Source organism: Brevibacterium moorei, from assembly GCF_024580735.1.
Lineage (GTDB): Bacteria > Actinomycetota > Actinomycetes > Actinomycetales > Brevibacteriaceae > Brevibacterium > Brevibacterium moorei.
In genome coordinates this window covers 18,599-43,235 of record NZ_JANIJX010000022.1, presented here as the reverse complement: position 1 = coordinate 43,235, position 24,637 = coordinate 18,599, and the positions used below count along the sequence as shown (strand labels likewise).

General features: G+C 67.3%; 20 protein-coding genes. 6 read left to right on the top strand and 14 right to left on the bottom strand.

All coding sequences use genetic code 11. From position 1 onward, the window contains the following. Window positions 1–27: 27 nt before the first annotated feature. Together NQ034_RS13180 and NQ034_RS13175 are read right to left on the bottom strand one after the other, a co-directional pair. Window positions 28–396 (bottom strand): hypothetical protein, encoded by a 369-nt coding sequence (locus tag NQ034_RS13180; RefSeq protein WP_257049382.1) that lies wholly within the window; start codon window positions 394–396, stop codon window positions 28–30. A 286-nt stretch (window positions 397–682) separates the two neighbouring features. Then, window positions 683–886, bottom strand: coding sequence for a cold-shock protein (locus tag NQ034_RS13175; RefSeq protein ID WP_257049381.1), 204 nt, complete (start codon window positions 884–886; stop codon window positions 683–685). 403 nt (window positions 887–1,289) lie between these two features. On the opposite strand from NQ034_RS13175, the gene NQ034_RS13170 reads away from it, so the two are divergent. Further along, window positions 1,290–2,690, top strand: a complete 1,401-nt coding sequence (locus tag NQ034_RS13170; RefSeq protein WP_257049380.1) for an MFS transporter — start codon at window positions 1,290–1,292, stop codon at window positions 2,688–2,690. Between the two features lie 77 nt (window positions 2,691–2,767). On the opposite strand, the gene NQ034_RS13165 is transcribed toward NQ034_RS13170, so the two are convergent. The 4 genes from NQ034_RS13165 to NQ034_RS13150 all read right to left on the bottom strand — a co-directional run bounded on the left by NQ034_RS13165 (window position 2,768) and on the right by NQ034_RS13150 (window position 8,440). After that, complete coding sequence (locus NQ034_RS13165; RefSeq protein ID WP_257049378.1) at window positions 2,768–4,117, bottom strand: MFS transporter; 1,350 nt, start codon at window positions 4,115–4,117, stop codon at window positions 2,768–2,770. Window positions 4,118–4,184: 67 nt separating this feature from the next. After that, complete coding sequence (locus NQ034_RS13160; RefSeq protein WP_257049377.1) at window positions 4,185–5,009, bottom strand: DedA family protein; 825 nt, start codon at window positions 5,007–5,009, stop codon at window positions 4,185–4,187. Between the two features lie 108 nt (window positions 5,010–5,117). Further along, complete coding sequence (locus NQ034_RS13155; protein ID WP_257049376.1) at window positions 5,118–6,923, bottom strand: carboxylesterase/lipase family protein; 1,806 nt, start codon at window positions 6,921–6,923, stop codon at window positions 5,118–5,120. A gap of 41 nt (window positions 6,924–6,964) precedes the next feature. Further along, window positions 6,965–8,440: an MFS transporter gene (locus NQ034_RS13150; RefSeq protein ID WP_257049375.1), complete on the bottom strand. Its 1,476-nt coding sequence runs from the start codon at window positions 8,438–8,440 to the stop codon at window positions 6,965–6,967. Between the two features lie 398 nt (window positions 8,441–8,838). Here NQ034_RS13150 and dnaK point away from each other — a divergent pair, with 398 nt between their 5' ends. From dnaK to NQ034_RS13130, 4 genes are all read left to right on the top strand, one after another. Beyond that, window positions 8,839–10,692: a molecular chaperone DnaK gene (gene dnaK, locus NQ034_RS13145; protein ID WP_257049374.1), complete on the top strand. Its 1,854-nt coding sequence runs from the start codon at window positions 8,839–8,841 to the stop codon at window positions 10,690–10,692. Further along, window positions 10,692–11,393, top strand: coding sequence for a nucleotide exchange factor GrpE (locus tag NQ034_RS13140; RefSeq protein WP_257049373.1), 702 nt, complete (start codon window positions 10,692–10,694; stop codon window positions 11,391–11,393). Before dnaK ends, NQ034_RS13140 begins: the two co-directional genes overlap by 1 nt. A 159-nt stretch (window positions 11,394–11,552) precedes the next feature. Next, entirely contained in the window at window positions 11,553–12,572 is a 1,020-nt protein-coding gene (locus NQ034_RS13135) for a DnaJ C-terminal domain-containing protein (RefSeq protein ID WP_257049372.1), read from the top strand. Window positions 12,573–12,700: 128 nt separating this feature from the next. Continuing rightward, on the top strand, window positions 12,701–13,198 hold the full coding sequence (locus NQ034_RS13130; protein WP_257049405.1) for a heat shock protein transcriptional repressor HspR: 498 nt from the start codon (window positions 12,701–12,703) through the stop codon (window positions 13,196–13,198). A gap of 96 nt (window positions 13,199–13,294) precedes the next feature. On the opposite strand, the gene NQ034_RS13125 is transcribed toward NQ034_RS13130, so the two are convergent. The 8 genes from NQ034_RS13125 to NQ034_RS13090 all read right to left on the bottom strand — a co-directional run bounded on the left by NQ034_RS13125 (window position 13,295) and on the right by NQ034_RS13090 (window position 23,136). Beyond that, window positions 13,295–14,056 (bottom strand): maleylpyruvate isomerase family mycothiol-dependent enzyme, encoded by a 762-nt coding sequence (locus NQ034_RS13125; RefSeq protein ID WP_257049371.1) that lies wholly within the window; start codon window positions 14,054–14,056, stop codon window positions 13,295–13,297. A gap of 151 nt (window positions 14,057–14,207) precedes the next feature. Next, window positions 14,208–14,519 (bottom strand): hypothetical protein, encoded by a 312-nt coding sequence (locus tag NQ034_RS13120; protein WP_257049370.1) that lies wholly within the window; start codon window positions 14,517–14,519, stop codon window positions 14,208–14,210. 11 nt (window positions 14,520–14,530) lie between these two features. Then, window positions 14,531–16,111 carry a DASS family sodium-coupled anion symporter gene (locus NQ034_RS13115; protein ID WP_257049369.1) on the bottom strand — a complete coding sequence of 527 codons (1,581 nt, stop codon included), beginning with the start codon at window positions 16,109–16,111 and terminating at the stop codon, window positions 14,531–14,533. Window positions 16,112–16,263: 152 nt separating this feature from the next. Next, a complete protein-coding gene (locus NQ034_RS13110) occupies window positions 16,264–17,169 on the bottom strand; it encodes a hypothetical protein (protein WP_257049368.1) in 906 nt (301 codons plus the stop codon). 156 nt (window positions 17,170–17,325) lie between these two features. Then, the gene (locus tag NQ034_RS13105) at window positions 17,326–18,501 is read right to left on the bottom strand and encodes a diacylglycerol/lipid kinase family protein (protein ID WP_257049367.1); all 1,176 of its coding nucleotides are present in this window, start codon (window positions 18,499–18,501) and stop codon (window positions 17,326–17,328) included. An 18-nt stretch (window positions 18,502–18,519) separates the two neighbouring features. Beyond that, window positions 18,520–20,727 (bottom strand): YhgE/Pip domain-containing protein, encoded by a 2,208-nt coding sequence (locus tag NQ034_RS13100; protein WP_257049366.1) that lies wholly within the window; start codon window positions 20,725–20,727, stop codon window positions 18,520–18,522. Window positions 20,728–20,772: 45 nt separating this feature from the next. Next, the gene (locus NQ034_RS13095; RefSeq protein WP_257049364.1) at window positions 20,773–21,744 is read right to left on the bottom strand and encodes an ATP-binding cassette domain-containing protein; all 972 of its coding nucleotides are present in this window, start codon (window positions 21,742–21,744) and stop codon (window positions 20,773–20,775) included. 186 nt (window positions 21,745–21,930) lie between these two features. Further along, window positions 21,931–23,136: an LPXTG cell wall anchor domain-containing protein gene (locus tag NQ034_RS13090; protein WP_257049363.1), complete on the bottom strand. Its 1,206-nt coding sequence runs from the start codon at window positions 23,134–23,136 to the stop codon at window positions 21,931–21,933. Between the two features lie 182 nt (window positions 23,137–23,318). Between NQ034_RS13090 and serS the strand changes: the two genes are divergently transcribed. After that, window positions 23,319–24,605 carry a serine--tRNA ligase gene (gene serS, locus NQ034_RS13085; protein WP_257049362.1) on the top strand — a complete coding sequence of 429 codons (1,287 nt, stop codon included), beginning with the start codon at window positions 23,319–23,321 and terminating at the stop codon, window positions 24,603–24,605. Window positions 24,606–24,637 lie beyond the last annotated feature (32 nt).

Here is a 24,637-nt window from a genome sequence, read left to right as displayed (position 1 = left end):
GCAAGTGGCCTGGGGATCGGCTTACGATCAGTCGATGCCGACGCGGACCAAAACGGTGCCGGTGTAGGAACCGTCCTCGGACTGGAAGGACCAGTGGTAGTAGCCGGCGCTGGGATAGGTGACCTTGCCGTCGTGGACCTGCAGGCCCTGCTGGGACTCGACCTGCACGGGCGAACCGTTGGGGGCCTTGGGTGCGGGCGCGGCGACGGCTTCACCGGGATCGACGGATTCTCCGACGATGTTGACCGGCATGGAGCTCTGGCCGCTACCCGGTGCGACTGCGCCGCCGCCGTAGTCGGGGCCCGCTGCCATGGCTGCAGTTCCGCCCAGGAACGATGCGCCGACCAGTGCCGCCGTCGCGCCGCCGAGCGTCAGTGCCTTGCGAATGTTGATCATGTGGTTCAGCTCCTTCATGTACTCCGGTAAGTCCGGAGGTCGATGGTGGTTCTGCAGAACCGAGGCTACCGAAGTATAGTTGAAAACGCAACCATTCTTGGCATGAAGGTGTGCAGGCATGAAGGTACGTTGCGCGCGCCGCATACAAAAATGCCCCGAAACCGGAACGCCGACCCTGTATACAGGGGTGTCGCTCCGGTTTCGGGGCATTGAGTCGCGGTAGGGCTCTGCACTATGGCAGTGCCGCACCGCGGCGGATGATCAGCGGGCTAGAGGCCCGCAGAGATCACAGTCCGCGGATGCTGGTGGCCTGCGGGCCCTTGGGGCCGACCTCGGACTCGAATTCGACGGCCTGGCCCTCTTCGAGGTTGCGGTAGCCCGAGCCCTCGATCGCGGAGAAGTGCGCGAAGACGTCAGCGGATCCGTCGGACGGTTCGATGAAGCCGAAGCCCTTTTCCGAGCTGAACCACTTCACAGTTCCATTGGCCATGTGTTTATTCCTCACTGTTTGACCACCGGACCATTTGCCCGGCAGGCGTTGAGTCGACTCACTGCGAGCCGGCTGTTTAGGTGCGGAAAGCAATACTTGGTCGACATGGACCGAACGGAGAAGTTCCGAAAGGGTGACGCCAATGGGTGCGTTCCGCGGAAGTCGCAGCGCGGAAGGTAGACACGCGCTGAAGTTAAGCCATAATGACGGCGGACGCAACTACCCAATCCGGATCGCCAGAAACGCTACGCATGATCGCGTAGCAACGTAACCAGCATAACCGGTTCTGAGGCGAGTTCCTAATGTGAGTTTCGCCGGATTCGACGGAGAACCCGAAAATCATCCATTGACCACATTGCGATACGTTACGTCTTGCAATCCGGCGGCGGGGTAGAACGGTGGCATGCACAGCCCAGAGTCGAGAGCCGATCGGACCGGTGCCGCCGATCCCTGGGTGCGGAATCTGGTCGTCGCGACCTTCGGCACCTTCACGACGATCGTCGGCATGACTATGCTCATTCCGTTCCTGCCCGTCTACATCCGCGCCCTGGGCGTGACCGACGATGCAGCGGTGGTGACCTGGTCCGCGGTGTGCTTCGGCGCTACCTTCCTCGTCGCGGCGGTGACCGCCCCGCTGTGGGGGTGGATGGGCGACCGTTGGGGCCGCAAGTCGATGCTCGTGCGATCGAGCCTGGGCATGGCCGTGGCGATCGGCATCACCGGGTTGGCCGGCGACGTGTGGTGGCTGCTGGCCTTCCGCGTGCTGACCGGGCTGCTGGGCGGCTTCGCCTCGGGGGCCTCGATCCTGGTGGCCGACCAGACCCCGCCGGGCCGCCGGGCCTTCGCCCTGGGCGTGCTGACCAGCGGGAACATGGCAGGCAGCCTGCTGGGCCCGGTGCTCGGCGGGATCCTGCCGGAATCGATCGGTCCCCGCGCCTGCTTCGCTGTTGTCGGCGGCCTGATCTTCGTGGCGTTCCTGGGCGTCGTGCTGTTCATGCGCAATCCGCCCGCGCTCGCCGAAGCACCGCCCGGGGTACCGGCCAAGGCCCCGGCCGCCACGTCCGCAGTGCCCGGTGGCGGCACTCAGGTCGTCGATCGCGCGGCGAACCAGCCCACAGCACAGCTGCCCCGGGTGGCGCTGCCCGTTGTGCTCACGGTGCTGGTCGCGGTCTCCGGGCTCATCACCTTCGCGCAGCTGGCCGTGGAGCCGTTCATCACCGTCTATATGGGCGAACTGCTGACCAATGCAGGCGCGATAACCAAGGCGGGCGCGACAGCCGGTGCCGAGGCGACGGGTGCCTCGGGTGCCACCGCGGCCCTGGGAGCGGGAGCCGTGGGCTCCGCCGGGCTCGCGAATCCGACCCTGTGGGGCGGGATCGCCCTGGCGGCGACCGCCGCGGGCACCATGGTCGCGGGGCCCTTCCTGGGCCTGGCCGCCGACCGCTATGGGAACACGCGCATGCTGATCTGGTCCCTGCTGGCAGGCGCCGTGGTGTCCCTGGTCCAACCGCTGACCGGCTCCGTATGGGTCTTCACCGGCCTGCGCTTCGTGCTGGGCCTGGCGATGGGCGGCCTGATGCCCGCGCTGACCGCCGGCATCCGCGATATGCTGCCGGCCAATCGCGTGGGCCGCGTACTGGGGCTGACGGTTGCAGCGCAGCACGCCGGTCGCGTCTTCGGGCCGGTGCTGGCCGCAGTGGTGGCGAACCTGTGGGGGATGCCGGCCGCGCTGGTGGCCTCGGGACTGGTGTTGGCCATCGCCGCGGTGGCCGTGTGGGGCGTGCGGCCGGCCGCCGCGCGGTGACCTCGGCCGCGGTCCTGAGCCCGGCCGCTGCGCGCAACGCGCCGTGCCCGGCCGGCGGTGTCCTCGGCCCGAATCGGTCAGAGGTTGCTGCGCGCGCCACCCGAACGATAGCGGGCGAAGGACGGGACCAGGACGGCCGCGATCACGATGCCGAGGACGACCAGGATGCCGCCGCCGGCGCTCGCCCAGGCGGTGCCCACCGTATTAGCCGCATAGCCGTGCAGCACATCGGCCAGGCGCGGGCCACCGGCCACCACGACGGTGAACACGCCCTGTAGGCGGCCCCGCACGCGGTCGTCGGCGGCCTCGAGCAGAATGGTGTTGCGGAATGAGGCGCTGATGACGTCGGCGCCGCCGCCGACCATGAGGAAGAGCATCGCGCCGAGCAGCGCCAGCCACCAGAACGACCCGGCCAGCGGCAGCACGGCGCCGAACAGCGCCATCGCCGCACCCCAGATGATGATCGCCACCAGCACGGCCAGGCCATGCCTCTGCACTTTTGACACCCAGCCGGAGAACAGCCCGCCCAGCACGGATCCGATCGCGATCCCGGCCGACAACAGCGCGAAGACGAAGCCGCCGTCGGTCGGGCCGCCGAAGGACTCGTGTGCGATCTGCGGGAACAGGGCGCGCGGCATGCCGAAGAGCATCGCGATGATGTCGACCAAGAAGCTCATCATCAGGATCGGGCTGCGCGACAGGTAGACCAGGCCCTCCCAGACGCTGCGGAATCCGGCCCTCGGCCGGGCGGGCGGCTCCGGGGTTGGAACTGCGGCTTCCGGGGCCGAGGCATCAGCCACTGCGGAGCCGGGCAGACCGTGGCCGCCCGGGGGAAGGGCCGGCAGGCGCCAGACGGCCCACATGCTCACCAGGATGCCGATCGTATCGATCAGGTAGAGCAGCGGGAAGCCGATCAGCGGGATCAGCATGCCGCCGGCCAGCGGGCCGACGATCGCGCCGAACTGGCCCACCGTCATGTTCAGGGTGGTCGCCGCCGCCAGTACCTCGGTGGGCAGGAGCGAGGGCAGGATCGCCGTGCGCGCCGGCTGGTTGACCGCGAAGAACGCCTGCTGGAATGCCAGGGTGAACAGGATCAGCCACACATTGTGTGTGCCGATCAGTGCCCACAGGAACAGCAGGAAGCTGGCGATCGTCAGGCCCGTGCTGCTCACCAGCAGCAGCTTGCGGCGGTCCATCGAATCCGACAGGGACCCGCCGTACAGGCCGAACAGGACCAACGGCACCAGTCCGAAGATCCCGGCCAGGCCCACATACCCGGAGTCCTGGGTGATGGCGTAGATCTGCGCCGGCACCACGACGATCGACATCTGCGCGCCGATCGTCGTGACGATATTCGCGTAGAACATCCGTTTGAACGTCGGGACCCGCAGTGGGCGGGTGTCGGCGAAGAGATCCCTCAGGGCCAAGGCTGGGCCTTTCTGGCTGTACCGGTTGTTCGGCTGTGACTGGTGTTCTGTGGTTCCGGCGTTCGGTTCAGGTGTCCTGCTGGGGCGAATCCGGGGGCCCGGCGTCGGGGCGCGCGGTCTTGGGATCGTCGGAGCCCTCGGATTTGAGGGTGCCGCGGGCCGACCAGAGGGCCACGCCCACGATGATCGCCAGCGAGATCCAGATCGCGTACTTGTCGACCAACTTGAGGAAGTCGACGGCGGGCTGCCCGATCTCATAGCCGATGACCGCGACCAGGACCGCCAACAGCAGGTTGCCCAGCAGGTTCATGGTGAAGAACAGCGCGAAGCTCACGCGCGACCAGCCGGTGACCAGCCAGGTGATGGTACCCGGCACTCCGGGCCAACGGCCGAAGAACACAAGGGTGAGCAGGACCCAGCGCGGCAGGCGTTTGAGCCGGTGGAAGCGCTTACGCGACTTCTCGTCCTGCGCGAACATGTTGACGACTCGATCGCCCCAGCGCCTGCCCGCGTACCACCACAGCCAGTCGAACTTCATCATGCCGATCAGTCCAGCGCCGATCACCAGCCACAGCGGGAAGCCCTCGACCGCGGCGAATGCGCCGGCGCCTGCGACGACGGTTTTGGCGCCGGTGACCATGGAGAACACCACGGGGATCTTCGCGATGAGCATCGGCCGCAGGGGCCACATGATGAGGTAGAAGATCGGGATGCCGATGAGGAAGCCCAGCAACACCTTGTCCCCGGTGCGTGCCTTGCCCTCCCAGGGGAGGATGTCGCGCAGGCTGGGGGCCTGCGGTTCGGTTGTGCCGGGTTCGGAAGCGCCGGATTCCGTGGTGTCGTCTGGGTCCGTGGGCTCGGGGTGGTCGGGGTCGCGCATGCGTTTCAGCATATCCGCAGTCGGGTACGCCACATCATTGGACTGTTTATTTCAGAATTCACTGGATGAACGGTGGATTCTGAAACAGGACGTGGAACGATCGGGCGGCCCCGGCCGAGGTCAGTCGAGCAGGTCGAGCGACCGTGCGCCGTCGGCGGCGAAGGCCCTCCAGCGCTGCAGGAGCGGGTGTTCGGCATTGCGGGGCGCATAGTCCCAGATGCGGACGACGGCTCCGGCGGCATCTGTGGGTGCAGCGGCTGGGTTCGAGGCCGAATCCGAGGTCGCAGTCCACTCCGGCCAGGCACCGGATTCCGCGGTGGCCGGGTCGCCGGTGGTGGCGAAGGCCAGCCAGGATCGGCGCATCCGCAGGCTCAGGGTATGGTCGGCCGCGGTCGCTTCCGGATAGAACCGCCGGCCCATGTCCGTGTCGAACCGGTCGAAGATCAGTGGGACATCGGCGGCGTGTGGGGCGCCATGGCCCCCGGCCGGCTCCGGGTCGAAGAAGTACACGAAGGTCCTGCCGGTCTGCTGCGTCGCCTCGGCCCGGCCCGCGGCGGCGTCCAGGGCCGCGATCGTGAAGACACGATCGGACTGCACTGCCTCGAAGACCTTTTCTGCGGTGGCACCGGGAAGCAAGGACGTGTAGGACTCGACGGCGGGAGTACCTGTATTCCCCGGGTATTCCGCGGGTCCCATGAGCGCGACGCGGCGGGCGGCGCGCTCCGCGTCGATCGGCTGCGGGTCATCCAGCATGAAGAGGGTGAACTCGTTGCCGTTGTGCCCGATGATCACGTCGACGCCGGAACCGGCGCCGTCGCGCACGGCTTGCCACGGATCGGTGGGCAGGACCTCGCCGTCGACCACAGGCACCAGTGGTGGGGTGAAGCCCACCGCCCGGCCCCAGTGCGGTGCCCGGCTCTGTTGTCCCGCGACCACTCGGCCCATCAGGTCCAGGCACTGGGTGGGGGACAGGCGGGCGAAGGACGCTGCGGTTGCGGCGTCCGGAACCGGGCCCGAGGCGTCCGGAACCGGGCCCGCAGTGTCCGGAACCAGCCCCGCGGCCGCGGCGACGCGGGCGAATTCGGCGGTGACGTCCTCGGCCAGCGTGCGGGTGACCACCATGGTCGGTGGGCTGTGCAGGATGGCGCGGTGGAACAGGTCGCGGGAGCCGGGCATAGACAGGTGACACAGGATGGAGCCGGCGCCGGCCGATTCGCCGAACACCGTCACATTGTCCGGGTCGCCGCCGAAGTTCACGATATTGTCGCGCACCCAGCGCAGGGCGGCCGCCTGGTCCAGCAGGCCGCGGTTGGCCGGCGCATCGGGGAACTGCGCGAAGCCCTCCATGCCCAGGCGGTAGTTGAGGCTGACGAACACACAGCCCAGCCGGGCGAATTCGGCACCGTCGTAGACCGGCTCGGCGGATGCGCCCATGACATAGGCGCCGCCGTGAATCCACACCATGACCGGCAGGAGAGCCTGCGGCGGGGCCTGGGCTGGCGAGGGGGCCTGGGCAGGTGTGCCGGAATGCTCCGCCTGAGGCAGGTGCCCCGCCTGCGGCAAATGCGGCGTCCAGATGTTCAGCGTCAGCCAGTCTTCGCCCTCACGGTGCGCGGCCGGAGCCCCCGGGGCGCCGAACTGCGGTGGGACGGGACCGAAGAGCTCGGCGTTCAGGGGCTCGGTGTGAACGGGTGCGGGTTGCGGCGCGCGGAATCGGTTCTCACCCACTGGAGATGCGGCATAGGGGATGCCCAGGAACCGGTGCAGGGGAACACCGGGCTCCGGGGCGGATGCCGCCGTCGGTGGGGCCGGCGTGGTGGATGGCGGCGCCTGTTCGGCCGTGGACCCCGCGGCGCCGGCGATGGTCAGTCCCAGCACTGGGCCCTCGGCGGTGAGGACTGTGGGACGCGGTGTGCTCTGTTCCATAGGCCGAGCCTACGCGCTGAGCCTCGAACCAGCGCCGCACCTCAGTCGCGCAGGGCCTGGCCTGTCTGCTCGCTGAGGAACAGGGCCGCAACCGCCGCCACCAGGAACGACAGTGCGAAGACCGTGAACAGCACGCCCGCCCCGCCCCATGCCGCGGCCAGGACCGCGGGGACCAGCAGCGGTGCGATGATCGAGGCGATCCGCCCGAACCCCGCCGCCCAGCCGGTGCCGGTGCCGCGCAGATGGGTGGGGAAGACCTCGGGCGAAATCGCGTACAGTGCACCCCAGGCGCCCAGGTTGAAGAAGCTGAGCAGGCAGCCGGTGATGAGGATCCACGCCACCGAGTGCGCATTGCCGAAGGCCAGGGCGCTGCCGGCCGAACCGAGCAGGAACACCGCCAGCGTCCAGCGGCGCCCCCACTGCTCCACCAGCCAGGCGGCCACCGCATAGCCGGGCAGCTGGGCCAGGGTGATGATGAGGGTGAAGCCGAATGACTTCACGATGTCGTAGCCCTGCGCGTGCAGAATGCTGGGGATCCAGATGAACGCGCCGTAGTAGCTGAAGTTCACGAAGAACCACACCAGGCTCAACGCAGTGGAGTTCCGCGCCTGGCCACTGGCCCACAGATCGGCGAACCGGGTCTTGACAGCGGGGGCTTGAGCGCCGGATTCCGCCGCCGAGGCCGCGGTGGGGCGGGCGGTCGCGCTCGCCTTGGCCTCGGCAGCGGAGTGATCGGCGGGAGCAGTGGCCGTCAGCAGGCGGGTGCCCGACTGCCCGCTCCGCTGTGGCCCGGCGGCCCTGCGCAGCGGCGCCGAGGCCTCGAAGGCGGTGACGACCCGGGTCGCCTCGTCGACGCGGCCGCGGCCGGCCAGGAAACGGATCGACTCCGGCAGGCCCGCGCGGACGAAGGCCGCGTAGAGCGCGGGCAGCGCGCCCACCAGCAACGCCAGGCGCCAGCCCCAGTCGCCGAAGTGCGGGACGACGTAGTAGCCCAGGAGCGCTGCGCCCAGCCAGCCCACGGCCCAGAAGGCCTCGAGAATGACGACGATGCGCCCGCGGATGCGCGGGGGTGCGAACTCGCTGACATAGGTGCTGGCCACGGGCAGCTCCGCGCCGATGCCGAAGCCCACGAACAGGCGCATGATGAGGAACAGGGTGAGGCCGGGGGCGAACGCCGCCACGGCCGAGGCGATGCCGAAGACCAACAGGGTGACGGCGAAGATGGTGCGGCGGCCGAAGCGGTCGGCCATGCGCCCGCCGAAGATCGCGCCCAGGGTCATGCCGATGAAGCCCAGGGAGACGATCCAGCTCTGCGCGGAGGCGCTGAGGTCCCAGTGGACCTTGAGCACGACGACGACATAGGAGATCAGTGCCACGTCCAGCGCGTCCAGGGCCCAACCGATACCCGAGGAGGTCAGGATATGCAGATGTTTGCGGGTGAACGGCAGGCGGTCCATGCGGGTGGACAGCTCGGTGCCTGTGGTGGGTGGGGCGCCGGCGGGGTTCTCTGTGGTCATGCCGTTAGTGTGGCACAGGTTCAGGTGTATATGACTTAAAGTCAATTTTCTGTTGTGAGGGTCACCTTGGTCCGGCGGTGTTTCCCACTCGATACGCCCTTGACTCATCCACCGGCCGGTTCATGCAGTCCCCGGACCTGCAGGGCTACATGAACCGGCCAGTCGATGAAGCACGCTTTCATCGACTGGGAAACGCCCCTCCGGAAAACTTTTTCACCCGCTCGGAATAAACCCCGCGCCCCTATAGTTGAGTCAGGTGTACGCAAGTTTACTGACAAGCAGTTTGACTGGTTCGGTCCGATGCAGAAGGATTGAGCCGGAGGCGCTCAGGAGGCCCCGCACAGCGGGACCGGCCCCGGGCGCAACAGACAGCGATAGTCAAGGGAAGGATTCAACATATGTCTCGTGCAGTGGGTATCGACCTCGGAACCACGAACTCGGTCGTCGCCGTTCTGGAAGGCGGCGAGCCGAAGGTCATCGCGAACGCGGAGGGTGGCCGCACCACCCCGTCGGTCGTCGCGGTGAACAAGAACGGCGACTCCCTGGTCGGCGAAATCGCCAAGCGCCAGGCCGTCACCAACGTCAAGAACACGGTCGCCTCCGTCAAGCGCCACATGGGCACCGACTGGACCACCGAACTGGGTGGCAAGTCCATGACCGCACCGGAGGTCTCCGCCCGCATCCTGCAGAAGCTCAAGCACGATGCTGAGGAATACCTGCAGGACACGGTGACCGACGCGGTCATCACCGTCCCCGCCTACTTCAACGACGCGGAACGCCAGGCGACCAAGGACGCCGGCCAGATCGCCGGCCTGAACGTCCTGCGCATCATCAACGAACCGACCGCAGCGGCCCTGGCCTACGGCCTGGAGCGCGGCAAGGAAGACGAACTCATCCTGGTCTTCGACCTCGGTGGCGGCACCTTCGATGTGTCCCTGCTGGAAGTCGGCAAGGACGAAGACGACTTCTCCACCATTCAGGTGCGCGCCACCTCGGGCGATAACCGCTTGGGCGGCGACGACTGGGATCAGCGGATCGTCGACTACCTGATCAAGCAGGTCAAGAACAAGGACGGCGTGGACCTGGCAAAGGACACCACCGCCCTGCAGCGCCTGAAGGAGGCCGCGGAACAGGCCAAGAAGGAACTGTCCTCGGCGACCAGCACCAACATCAGCCTGCAGTACCTGTCGATGAGCGAGAACGGCCCGATCCACCTGGACGAGTCGCTGACCCGCGCGAAGTTCGAAGAACTGACCTCGGATCTGCTGGAGCGCACCCGCAAGCCCTTCGAAACCGTCATCAAGGACGCCGGCGTCAAGGTCTCCGAGATCGACCACGTCGTGCTGGTCGGCGGTTCGACCCGTATGCCCGCCGTGTCCGACATGGTCAAGAAGCTGACCGACGGCCGTGAGCCCAACAAGGGCGTCAACCCGGACGAGGTCGTCGCCATCGGCGCCGCCGTCCAGGCCGGCGTGCTCAAGGGTGAACGCAAGGACGTGCTGCTGATCGACGTGACCCCGCTGTCGCTGGGTCTGGAGACCAAGGGCGGCGTGATGACCAAGCTGATCGAGCGCAACACCCCGATTCCCACCAAGAAGTCGGAGACCTTCACCACGGCCGAGGACAATCAGCCCTCCGTGTCGATCCAGGTGTACCAGGGCGAGCGCGAGTTCACCTCGGACAACAAGCTGCTGGGCAACTTCGAACTGTCCGGCATCGCCCCGGCCCCCCGTGGCGTGCCGCAGATCGAGGTGTCCTTCGACATCGACGCCAACGGCATCGTGCACGTGTCCGCTAAGGACAAGGGCACCGGCAAGGAGGCGTCCGTGACGCTGACCGGCGGCCAGGGCCTGGACCAGAGCGACATCGATCGCATGGTCAAGGAAGCCGAAGAGCACGCCAATGAGGACAAGGCGCGCCGTGAGGCCGCCGATAAGCGCAACCAGGCGGAGAACCTGGCCTACTCCACGGAGAAGGTCATCAAGGACAACGAGGACAAGCTGCCCGAAGATGTCCGCACCGAGGTCCAGGCCGACGTCGACGCGCTGAAGGAAGCCCTCAAGGGCGACGACGATTCCGCTGTGGAATCCGCGCTGGAGAAGCTGACCGCCTCGCAGACCAAGCTGGGCGAGGCCCTGTACGCGAACGCCGCTCCGGAGGCGGGCGCCGAGGGTGCCGAGTCCACCGGTTCCGCCGATGACGATGTCGTCGACGCCGAGGTCGTGGAAGACGATGACGAGGAGAAGAAGTAATGACTACTCCTGATCAGGGCGGCGCTTCGGGCGAGTCCCAGGAACAGTCGTTCACCTTCGCCGACAAGCGCCGCATCGACCCGGAGACGGGCGAGGTGCGCGAGCCGCAGGAACAGACCGCGGAGGAATCCGCAGCCGAGCGGGCGGCCGCCGACGGCAACGCCGCAGCAGCTGCCGAGGCCGCGGAGGAATCCGCGGCCTCGGCCCCGACGGACGGTGCGTCGGCAGACGCCACGGCCGGCCAGGGCTCGGACGCCACGGCAGGGACCGCCGAGGCCCCGGTGGCCGATGAGGCCGCGAAGTACCTGGATGACCTGCAGCGTCTGAACGCCGAGTACGCGGCCTACCGCCGCCGCTCGGAGCGCGATCAGGCCAAGGCCAAGGAGGCCGGTTCGGCTGCCCTGGTCGAGGCGCTCATCCCGGTGCTCGACGAGGTTAAGCTGGCCGCCGACGCCGGCGATGTCACGGGGCCCTTCGAGACCCATGTGAACAAGCTGCTCGAGGCGCTGTCCAAGGTGGGCGTCGAACAGTATGGCGCGGTGGGCGACGAGTTCGACCCCGCTCTGCACGAGGCTCTGATGCAGCAGCCCAACGGCGCAGTCGAGGAGCCCACCGTGTTCCTCGTCATGCAGCCGGGTTACAAGCTGGGCGAGCGCGTGATCCGCGCGGCCCGCGTAGGCGTGCACCTGCCGGAGGAGTGACCTCCGACTGAGTCGGCGCATACATGATCGGTGGCGGTCGATTCCCGGGACAAGCCGGGGGATCGGCCGCCACCGCCATAAGATTTTGGAAACGATGAAGACAATCAGCGGGAGTGATCCCGCAAGCGGGAATGACGTCCTGCGGAAAGGAGGTGCCAGATGAACGCCGGGCCTCAGAATGAGTGGTTCGAGAAGGACTACTACAAGGTCCTCGGGGTCGACAAGGACGCCTCCGACGCGGACATCAAAAAGGCCTATCGGAAGCTGGCTCGCAAGTACCATCCGGATGCGAATCCTGGTGATAAGAAGGCCGAGGAGAAGTTCAAGGAGATCAGCGCGGCCCACCAGGTGCTGGCCGACAAGGAGACCCGCAAGCAGTATGACCAGGTCCGCGCGATGGGCTCGGGCGCGCGTTTCACCGCGGGCGCCGGTGGTCCAGGTGGCGCCGGTGGCGGTTTCGAGGACGTGTTCTCCGGGCTGTTCAACTCCGGCGGCGGCCGCGGCCAGTACAGTGGCGGTCCCGGTGGCTTCGGCGGTGCCGGTGGCCCGGACCTGTCCGATCTGTTCGGCGGGGCCTTCGGCGGTGGCGGCTTTGGCGGTGGCCGGGGCTATCAGCCCGGCCCTGTCAAGGGCGGGGACATCAAGGCGTCTACGCGCCTGTCCTTCACGGAGGCCGCCAAAGGCGCCACGGTCAAGCTCAAGATGCCCAACGGTTCGCCGCTGAACGTGCGCACGCCGATCGGCGTCAAGGACGGCCAGAAGGTCCGCCTGCGCGGCAAGGGCAAGGCCAGTCCCAACGGCGGCGAGGCCGGCGATGTGGTGCTGACGGTCAACGTCGAACCGCATCCTGTGTTCACCCGTGACGGTGACAACCTGCGGGTGACCGTGCCGGTGACATTCGCCGAGGCCGCCCTGGGCGCAGAGGTCCAGGTTCCCACTCTGTCCGGCTTCCCCGTACGGCTCAAGGTGCCTGCCGGCACCCCGTCGGGGCGCGTGCTGCGCGTGCGCGGCAAGGGGATCGAGACGAAGAAGCACACCGGCGATCTGCTGGTCACCGTCGAGGTCCACGTGCCGCAGCGGATGAGCAAGGACGCGAAGCAGGCGGTCGAGGCCTTCGCCAAGGCCACCGAGGGCGAGGACCCGCGCGCCGATCTGTACGCGAAGGCGAAGAACAGCTGAGTTGCGCTGGCGCCGGCGCGGCACCGAACACGGCGCCGGCGCGGCACCGAACACGGCGCCGGCCGGCACCGTGCCGGTGCCGGTCGGCGCACTGATGCATGATCGAATCAAGGAGGAGGTGAGTGGCCATGGAGATCGACCCACATGCCGCGGTCTACGTGATATCCGTGGCCGCAGAGCTTGCGGGCATGCACCCGCAGACCCTACGGCAATACGACCGTATGGGTCTGGTCACGCCCAAACGCACTCCCGGTCGCGGCCGCAGGTATTCGGCCAGTGACATCGAGAAGCTGCGCCTGGTGCAGAGCCTGAGCCAGGACGAGGGCGTCAGTCTGGCCGGGATCAAGCGAATCCTGCAGCTGCGCGAGGAGGTCGCAGACGCGCATTCGCAGCTGCAGAGCCTCGGCGTGCAACTGGATGCGGCGCTGAGCCGGCTGGCCCAGGCGAATCGGATCTTCGCCGCAGGAATGGGCGGGGACGTGACGGTGGCCGATCCCTACCAGCGCAGCCGGGCGCGGCGGATGTCGCACGCGATCGCGGAACTGCCCGCGGCCTCGGTGACGGGGACCGTGGTGGGCGTGCGGACCGCGGGACCGCGGTCCAAACAGGGCCCCCGCCGCGGCTGAGGCGGACGCTCCCGGAAAGTCAGTCGTGGTTCCCGCTTGGGGCCGTCGTTTCGAAGCGACGGCCCCAAACGGGAACCACAACGCGTTTGGCCTCCTCTACAGCCAGGCGGGTGGTTGCGGCACCGACGCCGAGGTCCCGGCCGGGGCCTGCCCGCGGGGCCAGCCCCTGCCCAGCAGGAACGAGACGAGCTCTGCGGCCTCGCCCGTCAGTTCGACCGGTTCGGCGCTGAAAGCCGCGGCATCGCCGCAGGCCAGGAGGTAGTTCGCCAGTTCGGGGCGATCCGGTCGGTCGGTGATGTGCAGGAGGAAGTTCGCAGGTTCGGCGCGGGCCGCCCACACCGTTTCCACGTCGGTCAGCAGCCGGTCGATGGCGGCTGTGGGGAAGTCCAGGGCGGTCATCCCGATGTTGAGGTCAAGGGCATGCAGCAGGGCCTCGCGCGCCCGCATCCACGGAATCGCGGCTGCCATGATCGGCTCACCACGGCCGTTGAGCACCTGAGCATCCCAGGCGGGGGATTCGGGCTCGGGCAGGGCGGCGGCGAGTTCCACTGCGACCTCGTGGCTGATGCCGCGGACGTCCGAGACCTCGATCGTCGCCACACCCTCTTCGATCTCTGCATCGCGAACCGTGCGGGAGGGGTACATGGGGTTCTCCACACCCGTAGTCGCCCAATCGAGCAGCCGCATCAGGGCCTCGGCGTTGTTGATCATGTGCACGGCCACGTGCTTGCGGGTCCAGCCGGGTAGACCGGATTCGCCGTCCAAGACGTTGACCGTCAACTGGTCCAGGGTGCGCAGATAGAAGATCTCCCCGACTGCTCGCAGGTCCAGATCCCGCCGAATGTCCTCAATGCTCATGGGTCACAACTCTACGCCGACTGACTCAGTTCATCCTCCTCGATGAGCAGTCAAGTTGGTCTGATTCTAGGCGGGATTCTCGGACCAAATCGCCTGCGAATCGTGCGGGCGCCAGACCAAAATGACTGCTCACCCGCAGCCGCCGTCTGTCTCAGTTCATCCCGCCGGCGAGCGGCAGATAGTAGGCGGGGCTGAGGATCGCCACGATCGCCCAGGCCAGCAGCCAGAGGTTCCGAGCCCGCAGCACGGTGATCACCGCGGCACCGGCGCCCAGCACCGGAGCCAGGACCCACAGGGTCGTGTCGTGTGACAGCGCGGCGATCCAGACGACCGTGGCGCCCAGCAGCACCAGCATTGTGCAGATGCTCGAGGCCCCACGCGAATCGTGCAGCTTCCAACTCCACGCGGGATCGGGAACCGGCGCGGACCCGGGCGGGGTCACATCGGGAGCGGGCTCACTCATGGTCATCCTCCTCAGACCAGGCCGATCCACTTCCAGTAGGTGGCCGACAACACCACGACCAGCACATAGCCGATCACGGTCAGCGGGATGCCCGTCTTGAGGAACTGCTTGGCGGTGAAGGCGCCAGTGCCGTAGCCCAGCATGTTCTGCGGGGCGGACACCGGCAGCAGGAAGCCGAAGCTGATGACGAACTGCTGGATGATGACGAAGCCCAGCCCGCCCTGCGCACCGCCCGGGATCGAGGTGGCCAGCGCGATGAACACCGGGATCAGGGCCGAGCTCAGCGATGTGGCGGAGGCGAAGCCCAGGTGGATGAGGATCGTGAACAGGCTGACCAGTGCGATCATCGCCAGCATCGGCATGTTCGAGATCCCCAGTGCGCCGAAGGTCTTCTCCGACAGCCAGGTCGCGGCTCCCGTGTTCAGCAGCAGGCTGCCCAGCGAGATGCCGATCGCGAACACGATGAGCGTGCCCCAGTTGATGAGCTTCTCCACGGTCTTCCAGCTGAATACGCCGATCCGCGGGGTCAGCAGGATGCCGATGGCGATGAGCGTGGTGGTCGTCGAGTCGATGCCGTGCAGGTCCTCGGTCGCCCAGCAGGCCAGCAGCAGCACGGCCACGATGATCAGCCGGATCTCCTTGGCGCTCAGCGGTCCCAGTTCCTTCAGGTTCGCATCGATGACGGCGCGTCCGCCCTCGATCCGGTCGGTCTCGGGCTTAATCGCCCAGCGCATGACGAAGAACAGTGCGATCGACATGAGGATCGACCAGGGGGCGGCCCACAACAGCCACTGGCCCCAGGACACATTCGTGTGCATCTGATCCTGGATGAAGCCGATCGCCACCTGGTTCTGCGCGGCGGCGGTCTTGATGCCGACGTTCCAGATCGACACGGCCTGGACCGCCGTGATGATGAGCAGGGCGCCCAGTTTCGAGTTGGTGGCCATTCCGAAGGCCGCGACCATGCCGAGGAGAATCGGCACCACGGCGCCGGCGCGGGCGGTGGCGGACGGCACGAAGAAGGCCAGGATGATGGAGATGACGATCGCGCCGACCACGATGTGGCTGGTCTTCTCGCCGGCGAACTTGAGCACCAGCAGGGCCAGCCTCTTGTGCAGCCCGGTGGCCTGCATGGCGGCTGCCAGGGCCAGGGCGGCTGCGACCAGTGCCACGGCCGAGGACGCGAATCCTCCCAGCGCCAGTTTCAGCGAGGCAGCGGTTCCCATGGCGCCGGCACCCGGGTCGTCAACGGGTGGGGCGAAGGACACCATGATCGCGATCAGTCCCAGCACCATCACCGACGACACCGGGTAGCTCACGGCCTCGGTCACCCACATGATGACGGCGAAGGCCAGGATCGCCAGAGCCTGCTTGCCGGCCAGGGGCAGGTCGTCGCCGGTGGGCAGCAACAGGACTGCGATGAGTGCGGCGAAGGCCAGGAAGAACCAGCCGGTCTTGATATTCAGATGGGCCAGGAAACCCTCATGGTGGGAGGATTCCCTTCCCGCCAGTTCGCTGGCGACCGTTCCGCGTTCGTGCAGTGCCTGTTCCGCAAGCTTGCGGCCTCGTGCGATCTTCTTCAGCTTCGCCATGGGACTCTTCCTTTGTAGGGATGTTCGGCGCGTGTCCGGCGCCGGGGATGGCTGGTCTTCCGCCCACCAGCCTAGACGCGAAACGGGCGCCCCGAGGATATCGGAGCGCCCGTGGAACGGACCGTCTCAGCCGCAGCCGGACTCAGCCGAGCTCAGCCGACGACGGTGAGGATCTGTTCGTACAGGATCGTGCCCGCGTCGTTGTACACGACCACCGAGTACTGGCCCGGGTCGATGTTGAGCGCCTTGAGATTCATATCGGCCAGACCGTCATCGCCGGCGGCGGCCGAGGTCCCGGCCATGGGCTCGGGATCGCTCTGTGCGCTGCCCGGTGCGAAGTGCTCCAGCAGGCTGACGGTCAGGTGGTCGTCGTCCCCGCCGGCGGCCTGCGCCTTGACGTTGACGCCCTTGACGGCCAGGTCGTTCGTGGAGATCCGCGTGGTGTCCAGTGTGAACCGCGGGTCGGGCAGCGGCGAGGTCACCTCGAAGGAGGCCAGCTCGTGCCGGGTCCCGGAGGCGTCCTCGACGTAGACGTGGTTCTCGCCCCCGGAGATACCCGCGGCGTGCGGCGCATAGGTCACGGTCTTGGTGGGGGCGTCGGCGGTGAAGGTCACGGGGGTGGCGCTGTCAAGTGAGGTGGGCCCGGCAGCCACCGTGGTGAAGTAGGTGGCCCCGCGTTCGAGCCCGGAGAACGTCACCTTGAGCCCCTTGGCGGATTCCTCGCCGGTGAGTTTCGCGGTGGCGGGCACTGCCTTGACGCCCGAGACGTCGACCGCCGTCGTATCGTCGTGTCCGTCGGTGGCACCTGCGCTGGTCCCCGCCGGCGAGGTCGCATCCCCGGAGGCGCCGTCCGTCGGCTGGGCGGAGGGCTGGTCCGCCGGCGTCGTCGCCAGGTCCGAGTCACCCGCGGAGATGTCCACGGAGGCGGCTTTCTGTGCCGCGCTCTGTCCGGTCTGAGAGGTCAGCGCGGCGTCCGCCTGCGCGTTCGTGACCTGAGTGGTGGCCATGATGAGGCCCACGGCCAGAACGGCCGGTGCCAGAAGAACCCTTGCCCGCATGGATCTGCCTGCCTTCGTTCCGATGAGGAAGTCGAACGATGTACTGTGGATCTTCCAGACTACGCAGTCGTTCGGGGATCACAAGGATTTTTGTCGGCGTGTCCGAAGACTCCGCTCAGCGTGCATCACAGGAGCCCGCGGCAGGGCGTCCGCCGGCTATAGAATCCGCCAGTCCTCCAAGCGGATCTGGTGCTGCTGCTCGGCGGTCGGCACACGGATCGTGATTCCGGCCGGGACGACCTGCATCTTCAGATAGTCCGAGGCCCCCAGTGCGTCGCCGTCGACCTGCACCTCGATCTCCTCGTTCGCTTCGATCTCCACGGTCTTGCACCGCACGATCTCCGTGTGGATGCCCTTCTTCTGCTTGCCGGTGCCGATCGAGGCGAACACGCCCATCCACTGTGCCAGGTTCTTCGGCGTGATGAGCAGGACGTCCATCAGGCCGTCGGACAGGCTGGCGCCGGGCAGCAGTTCGATCCCGGCCTGCAGTTTGCCGGCGTTGCCGCCGACGATCGAGCGCACCCGGTAGGTTTTCGCGGGATTGTCGTCGAAGCTCACGGACACCTTGGTCCGGTCGCCGCCGAGCTTGCGGGAGCCCGCCTCCACATAGGCCAGCCAGCCGACCTTGGATTTCAGCGCCGGGTTCGTATCGGCCATAACCGCAGCGTCATAGCCCATCCCGGCCATCACCATGAACACGTGCTGTTTGGCATCCTCGTCCGGGCTGATCTGCGCGACCGCCACGTCCGTGGGCGCGTCCCCACCCCACAGAGCGATCCGCAGAGCCCATTCGGGGCGCTCCAGCACGATGTGCAGATTGCGCGCCAGCAGATTCCCCGTGCCCAGCGGAACGATCCCCATGGCGGGCCTGGTCTGCCCGTCCGCGAGCCCCGCGGTCACCAGGCCCTGCGCCACCGCGCGCACGGTGCCGTCGCCGCCCGCTGCGATCACCACGTCCACCCCGGCGGCCACAGCGGTGCGCGCCATGGCCGAACCGGAATCGTCGATCCGCGTCTCGATGATGAGCGGCGGCGCCCAGCCCTCCTGCCGGCAGATCGCGAAGGCGGTCGCCCGGAACGCCCGTGCGGCTGGCTTGGACGGGTTGAGGATGATCGCCGCCCGCTTGACGGGGATCGCCAATTCGGCCGAGGCCGTGGGACCGGCCGGGGCCTCGGCCTCGGAACCGTCTGCGCCGGGGGTGGTGCCCGGCTCGTGTCCGAGCACGGCACGGCGCGTGCGCGCGGTGCCGATCGCGACCCCAATGGCGATGCCGATGAGGAAGACGACCAGCAGCGCCACCGCGGTCAGCAGGAAGTTCTCGCCGAAGTCCATGGATCTCATTCTATGCGGTCACAGTGTGAAGCTGGGGTGGAGGTCCTTGAGCTTGATCATCCGCTTGGCGTTGCAGGCGATGACGCTGACGAGCATGCCCACGACACCGATCACCACCAGGCCCAGCAGGGCACTGGCGACCTGTCCCGGATCGCCGCCGGAGATCAGCGCGCGCAGGCCCTTGATCGCGTAGGTCATCGGCAGATAGGGCGCGATCGCCTGGAAGAAGCCCGGTCCCAGTTCCACCGGATAGGAGCCGGATCCCGCGCCCAGCTGCAGGATCAGCAGCACCAGGGCGAGCAGACGGCCGATCCCGCCGAACAGGATCACGCACATCTGGTGGATCGCATGGAAGGACGCCGTGACGATGATGCTGAACAGCAGGGTGGCGATCCAGCTGGCCGCCGTGAAGTCGAGGACGAACACCAGGAAGGCGTAGAGCACCGCGACCTGCAGACAGCCGAAGATCACCGCCGGCCACCAGCCCGACAGTGCGATCCGGTAGGACTTCGCGCTGGTCGCCAGGGCCCGGTAGGGGATCGCGCCCAGAACCATATAGGTGATCATGCCGCCGATCCACAGGCCGATGCTGATGAACATGGGGGCCATGCCCTCGCCGTAGAAGGCCACATGGTTCTTCGGCGTGTCATCGCCGGTCACCGGCAGGGCAACGGCCTTGGAGTGCGCATCGCGGGAGTCCTTATCGTAGGTCGGGACCTCTTTGGCGCCGTCGCGGATGCTCGTGGCCAGTTTCCCCGTGCCGTCGTCGATCTTGGTCGCGCCGTCGTGCAGTTGCCCCGCCCCGTCGGCCAGTTTGCCCGATGCCGTGTTCAGCTTGCCGGCGGCTGTATCGATCTTGCCGGCGGCCGCGTCGAGCTGGACCGAGCCCGAGGCCAGGGTCTGCGCGCCGTCTGCCGCGGTGCCGGTGGCGGTGTGCAGCTTGTCGGCCCCCTTGGCCAGGGTCACGGTGTTGGTGTGCAGTTTGCCGGCGCCGTCGGCTACGGTCCGTGCGCCGCCGGCCAGGGTGCCGATGCTCTTATCGGCGGCGTGGACCTTCCCGATCAGCTCATCGGCTTTGGCTGTGGTGTCCTTGCGTGCCTGCTTGGCCTTCTCGAAGCCCTTGGTCGCCCGGTCGTGGGCGTCGTCCAGGTCCTTGCCCACGCTCTGGGCGCTCTCCACAAGTTTCTTGACCTGGGGGTCGTCCGGGTACTTCTTCTGCAGGGCCCGCAGCTGCTCGGTGATATCGCCCTTGACCTTGTGGTGGGCGTCGTCCAGGTCGTCGGCCGCCCGGTCGATCACCGGCACGGTATTGTCCACCAGGGTGTCGGCGCGGTCCTTGAACTCATCGGCCTTCTGCGTCGCGGCATCCGCGGTGTCGCTGAGCTTGTCGGCGCCCGAGGCGACCTTCTTAGCTCCCGTGGTCAGGTCACCTGCGCCATCGGCCAGCTTGCCCGAGCCGTCGGCCAGGGTGCCGGATGCATCGTCGATCTTGCCGATCCCGGTCGCCAGACTCTTGGCCCCGGTGACCGCCTTGCCGGTCGCATCGTGCAGCTGACCGGTGCCGTCGACCAGTTGCCCCGCGCCATCGTGCAGCTGGCCCGCCCCATCGGCCAGGGTGTCCGAGGACGTGGCCAGCTTGGCCGCGCCTTCATGGACGGTGTCCGCCCCGTCCGCGGCCTTGACCATGTTCTTGTGGATGTCGTTGAAGCCCACATAGACCTGGTCGACGTACTTGGCGGTGGTCGTCTCGTTGAGGTTCTCACGCACCTGGCCCAGCACCACCGAGGCGATCTTGCCGGTCAGATAGTTGTTCGCGTCATTGGTCTGGATCTTCAGCTCTGTGCGCTCGGGATCGTCGCCGGCTGTCGACGTCAGTTCGCGCGAGAAGTTCGCGGGGATGGTCAGCACCGCAGCGTACTTCCCGGAGTCGAGGCCGTCCGCGGCCCTGTCCACATCGGTGGTCTTCCAGGTGAATCCGGCATCGGCGTCCTCACCGGTGAGTTTTTCGGTCAGCTCCCGGCCGGCGTCCAGCTTGGGGTCCTGCGCGCCCTCGTCCAGGTTCACCACGGCGGCGTCCAAGCGGTCGGAGTTGCCCGTGGGGTCCCAGTTGGCCCACAGGTAGATGCCGCCGTAGACGGTCGGGATGAGGATGACGGTCAGCAGCGCCAACTGGGTGAGCAAGTGGCGGCGGAACCGGGTGATTTCCAGCAGTGGCAATGAGAACATAAGGGCTCTTCGGTGTTTTCTCGGTGTTTCGAGGCTGTGCGGGGGTCAGTCGGCGCTTAGGCGGACGGGGACCAGGGGCGGCGGGGTCAGGCCCTGGGCGAGGACGCGCTCGCGCGCCTCGGCCAGTTCCGAGGCGTCCTCGCAACTGACGATGAAGGTGGGCGCCGGAAGTGCTGTTCGGTCCGTGGGAGAGGTGGCGTCCGGATCCGCGATGCCCAGCAATTCCATTCCGGCCAGCACGTACATCCAGGCGCGCTGGCGGTCTTCGCGCCGCCGCAGCAGATCGATGTCGTCGACTGCGACGACCTGTGGATGGGCGAACAGGGCCAGCGCCAGGCCCAGCAGGAAGCGGTCCAGATCGGACAGGTCTCCCACATAGGACTTGGCGGGGAAGGTGCCGGTGGCCACGCGCGAGGCCGTGCGCGCCTCGGGTGTCCCGGGTTCCGGTTGGATTGCCGCGGACACCCGGGCCGAGACCCTGCGCATCACCTCGAGTGCCCTGGCCACGTGTTGTTTGGAGGCGAAGGGCTTGTACCAGGGCTGGTACATGATGATGCGTTCTGCCACGTGGTGTTCGATCGTCAGGTTGTCGTCGAGGTCGGTGACGTCCTTGACCGGTCCCAGGGACGCGATGCTGCGGACCCGCCGGGGCTGCTTGGCCACGTCGATGCCGGCTACGGTGGCGTGGCCGTGGGTGAACTTCATCCGTCCGGTCAGGGACAGCAACAACGCGGTCTTGCCAGTGCCCTCGGGGCCGATGATGACGAGCATGCCGCCGGCCGGGACCTGCGCGTCGACGTGTTCGAACACGGGGGACTTGCCCCGCATGCCCAGGTCCTCGGCGTTGATCATGGGTTCGGGTTCCGGTGAGCCCTGTGGTTCCGGGCCCGCCTGCGATTCCGTGGCGACTGGGTCGGGGCCGGGCGCCGTGGCCTCCACGGTGGGCAGGGGTTCGGTGTGATCCGACACGGTGGGCATCTCCTCGGAACGGTCGGCGGCAGGGGCATTCATCATCATAACCGGTGCTTTACAAATGTAAAGAGTGTTTTTGTGCACGTCCGGGTGTCCGCGTGTCGGTGCTCGCGTTCGTCCCACCGGCCCGCATCAAGTCGGATAGTCCGAGGGCCCGCAACCTTTCGGTTGCGGGCCCTCGGCTCAAACCCCGTCAGGGCGCGCTGCCCGGCACGGGTGCTGTTGGTGTGCTCAGTGCTGCGTCTTGCGGCGCCGGGTCACCATGATGCTCGCCCCGCCGACCAACAGCAGGATGGAACCCGCGACCACTGCGCCCAGCTCGGCGCCACCGGTCTGCGGCAGTTCCGAGCCGCCATTGCCCGAACCGTTGTCATTCGAACCGTTATCGCCCGAGCCGGTGCCGTTGTCGCCAGGGCCGTTGTCGTCTGAATCGTCTCCGCCACCGGCATTGGGATCACCGGCGGTTACGGTGAAGCCGGATTTCAGTGCCTTGCCGTGTTCGGGGACGGCCTTGACGGTGTATTCGCCGACATAGGCGCTGGGGTTGCTTGCGCTGACACCGTAGACGACCCAGCGGGCCGTGCCGTTCTCATCGGCGGCCACTGTGCGGTCCAGGCCGGTGACGCTGCCGCCCTTGGGAGTGACCGTGAACTTCACGTCGGTGCCCGGCTTCAGGTTCGTGACCGACAGGTGGACGCCCTTCTTCTCGTTGACGAAGTTCTTCGCGGAGATCTTCTTGGGCTCGACTCCCAGCTTGGCGACTTTCACGGGGGCCTGCGTGGTTTCCGTGGGGGTGGCCGTCGCCGTCTGCGTGGGGGTCCCGGTGGCGGTCTGCGAGGGTGTCGCCGAGTCCGTGGGGGTCGCAGTGTCCGTCGGGGAGGCGGTGTCCGAAGGAGTCTCCGTAGCCGTCTCCGTTTCGGTGGCCGTCGCCGAGGCGCTGGGGTCCGTGTCGCCGTTGTCCGTGGTGATCTTGAACGAGCCGCTCAGGGTCTGCAAGGCTCCCTCATAGGTGGCGGTGACGGTGTAGGAACCGACGTAGTCATCCGAGTCCGCCGAGGCGTCGCCCTTGACTAGGTCGAAGCCGGCCTTGCCGTCCTCGACCCCGGTGCTGGTCTCGTAGGGCTCGATATCCTTGTCGCCGACCTTCTGCGTGACCTTGAAGTTCACCTTGGTGACGCCGGCGGGCAGGCCGCTGACCTGGATGCTCACACCCTTGTCGGTGGTCAGTTCGCTGGCCTTGATCGACTGCGGGGTGATGCTCAGAATGGCCTTGGCCTGGGGCGCGGCGGATTCCGTTTCATCCTGTGCCCTGGGCTGGCCATGTGTCTTATCCGTGCCGGAGAAGGATGCACCCGTCGCAGCGAAGGCGGAGGTGCCGGAAAGGGCGATGGCGCCGGCCGCGAGAACTGCTGCGGGAGCGAGGATCAGGTTCTTCATGCCAGGTGACTTCCTTCAAAACAGCGCGGAACGGTTGACCCGCCCCACATTGGCCTTCAAGTTTGCCTCATACGAACCTGTGTGTCAACTGAGTTCGCTCTATCAAGTTGCTGATTGGTGGTGGCCTCGGGCCCCAGGATCCGGAGTCCCCATGTGTCGGAGCCACCGGCTACTCTGTATATGTGATCGATCTACAGCAGTTGCGTGAGTTCCCGGACAAGTTCAAGGCCAGCCAGCGTGCCCGCGGGGCAGACGAATCGCTGGTCGATCAGATCCTCGCGGCCGATTCGGCCAAGCGTGCGACCCTGACCGAATTCGAAGCGGCCCGTGCCGGACAGAAGGCCTTCGGCAAGACGGTCGCCCAGGAGAAGGACAAGGCGAAGAAGGCCGAACTGGTCAAGGAAGCCAAGGGCCTGTCCGACCGGGTCAAGGCCCTGCAGGCGGATTCCGACGATGCCGCCAACACCTTCGACGCGCTCATCGCCAAGCTGCCCAACCTGATCGTCGACGGAGTCCCCTCCGGCGGTGAGGAGATGTCGGTGACCCTGCGGCTGGAGGGCACCCCGCGTGACTTCGCAGCCGAGGGCTTCACTCCGGCCGACCACCTGGAGATCGGCGAACGCCTGCACGCGATCGACACCCAGCGCGGCGCCAAGGTATCCGGCGCCCGCTTCCACTATCTGACCGGTTTCGGTGCACGGCTCGAACTGGCACTGCTGACCATGGCCTGGGACGTGGCCCAGAAGGCGGGCTTCACTCCCGTCATCACCCCCACCCTGGTCAAGCCGGAGATCATGGCCGGTACCGGGTTCATGGGCGAACACGCGGATGAGATCTACCGTCTGGAGGCCGACGACCTGTACCTGGTCGGCACCTCCGAAGTAGCCCTGGCCGGCTACTACAAGGACGAGATCATCGACCTGTCCGGCGGCCCCATCCGGATGGGAGGCTGGTCCAGCTGCTACCGCCGCGAGGCCGGTTCCTACGGCAAGGACACCCGTGGCATCATCCGCGTCCACCAGTTCCAGAAGGTGGAGATGTTCGCCTATGTCCACCAGGACCAGGCGGAGGCCGAACACGCGCGCATGCTCGGCCTGCAGGAGGAAATGCTCAACAAGTGCGAGCTGCCCTACCGGGTGCTCGACATCGCCGCCGGCGATCTGGGCGATTCCGCGGCCCGCAAGTTCGACTGCGAGGCCTGGGTCCCCACACAGGACACCTACCGCGAACTGACCTCGACCTCGAACTGCACCACCTTCCAGGCCCGACGCCTGCACATTCGCGAACGCGATGCCGAAGGCCGCACGACCCCGGTCGCCACGCTCAACGGCACAATGGCCAACACCCGCTGGCTGGTTGCGATCCTGGAGAACCACCAGCAGGCCGACGGCTCCGTCCGCATTCCCGCGGCCCTGCAGCCGTACCTGGGCGGGATGACCGCCTATGGCCCGGAGGGTCCGCGCTACTGAACCGAACCGGTTCCGGACCGTGGCCGGAATGC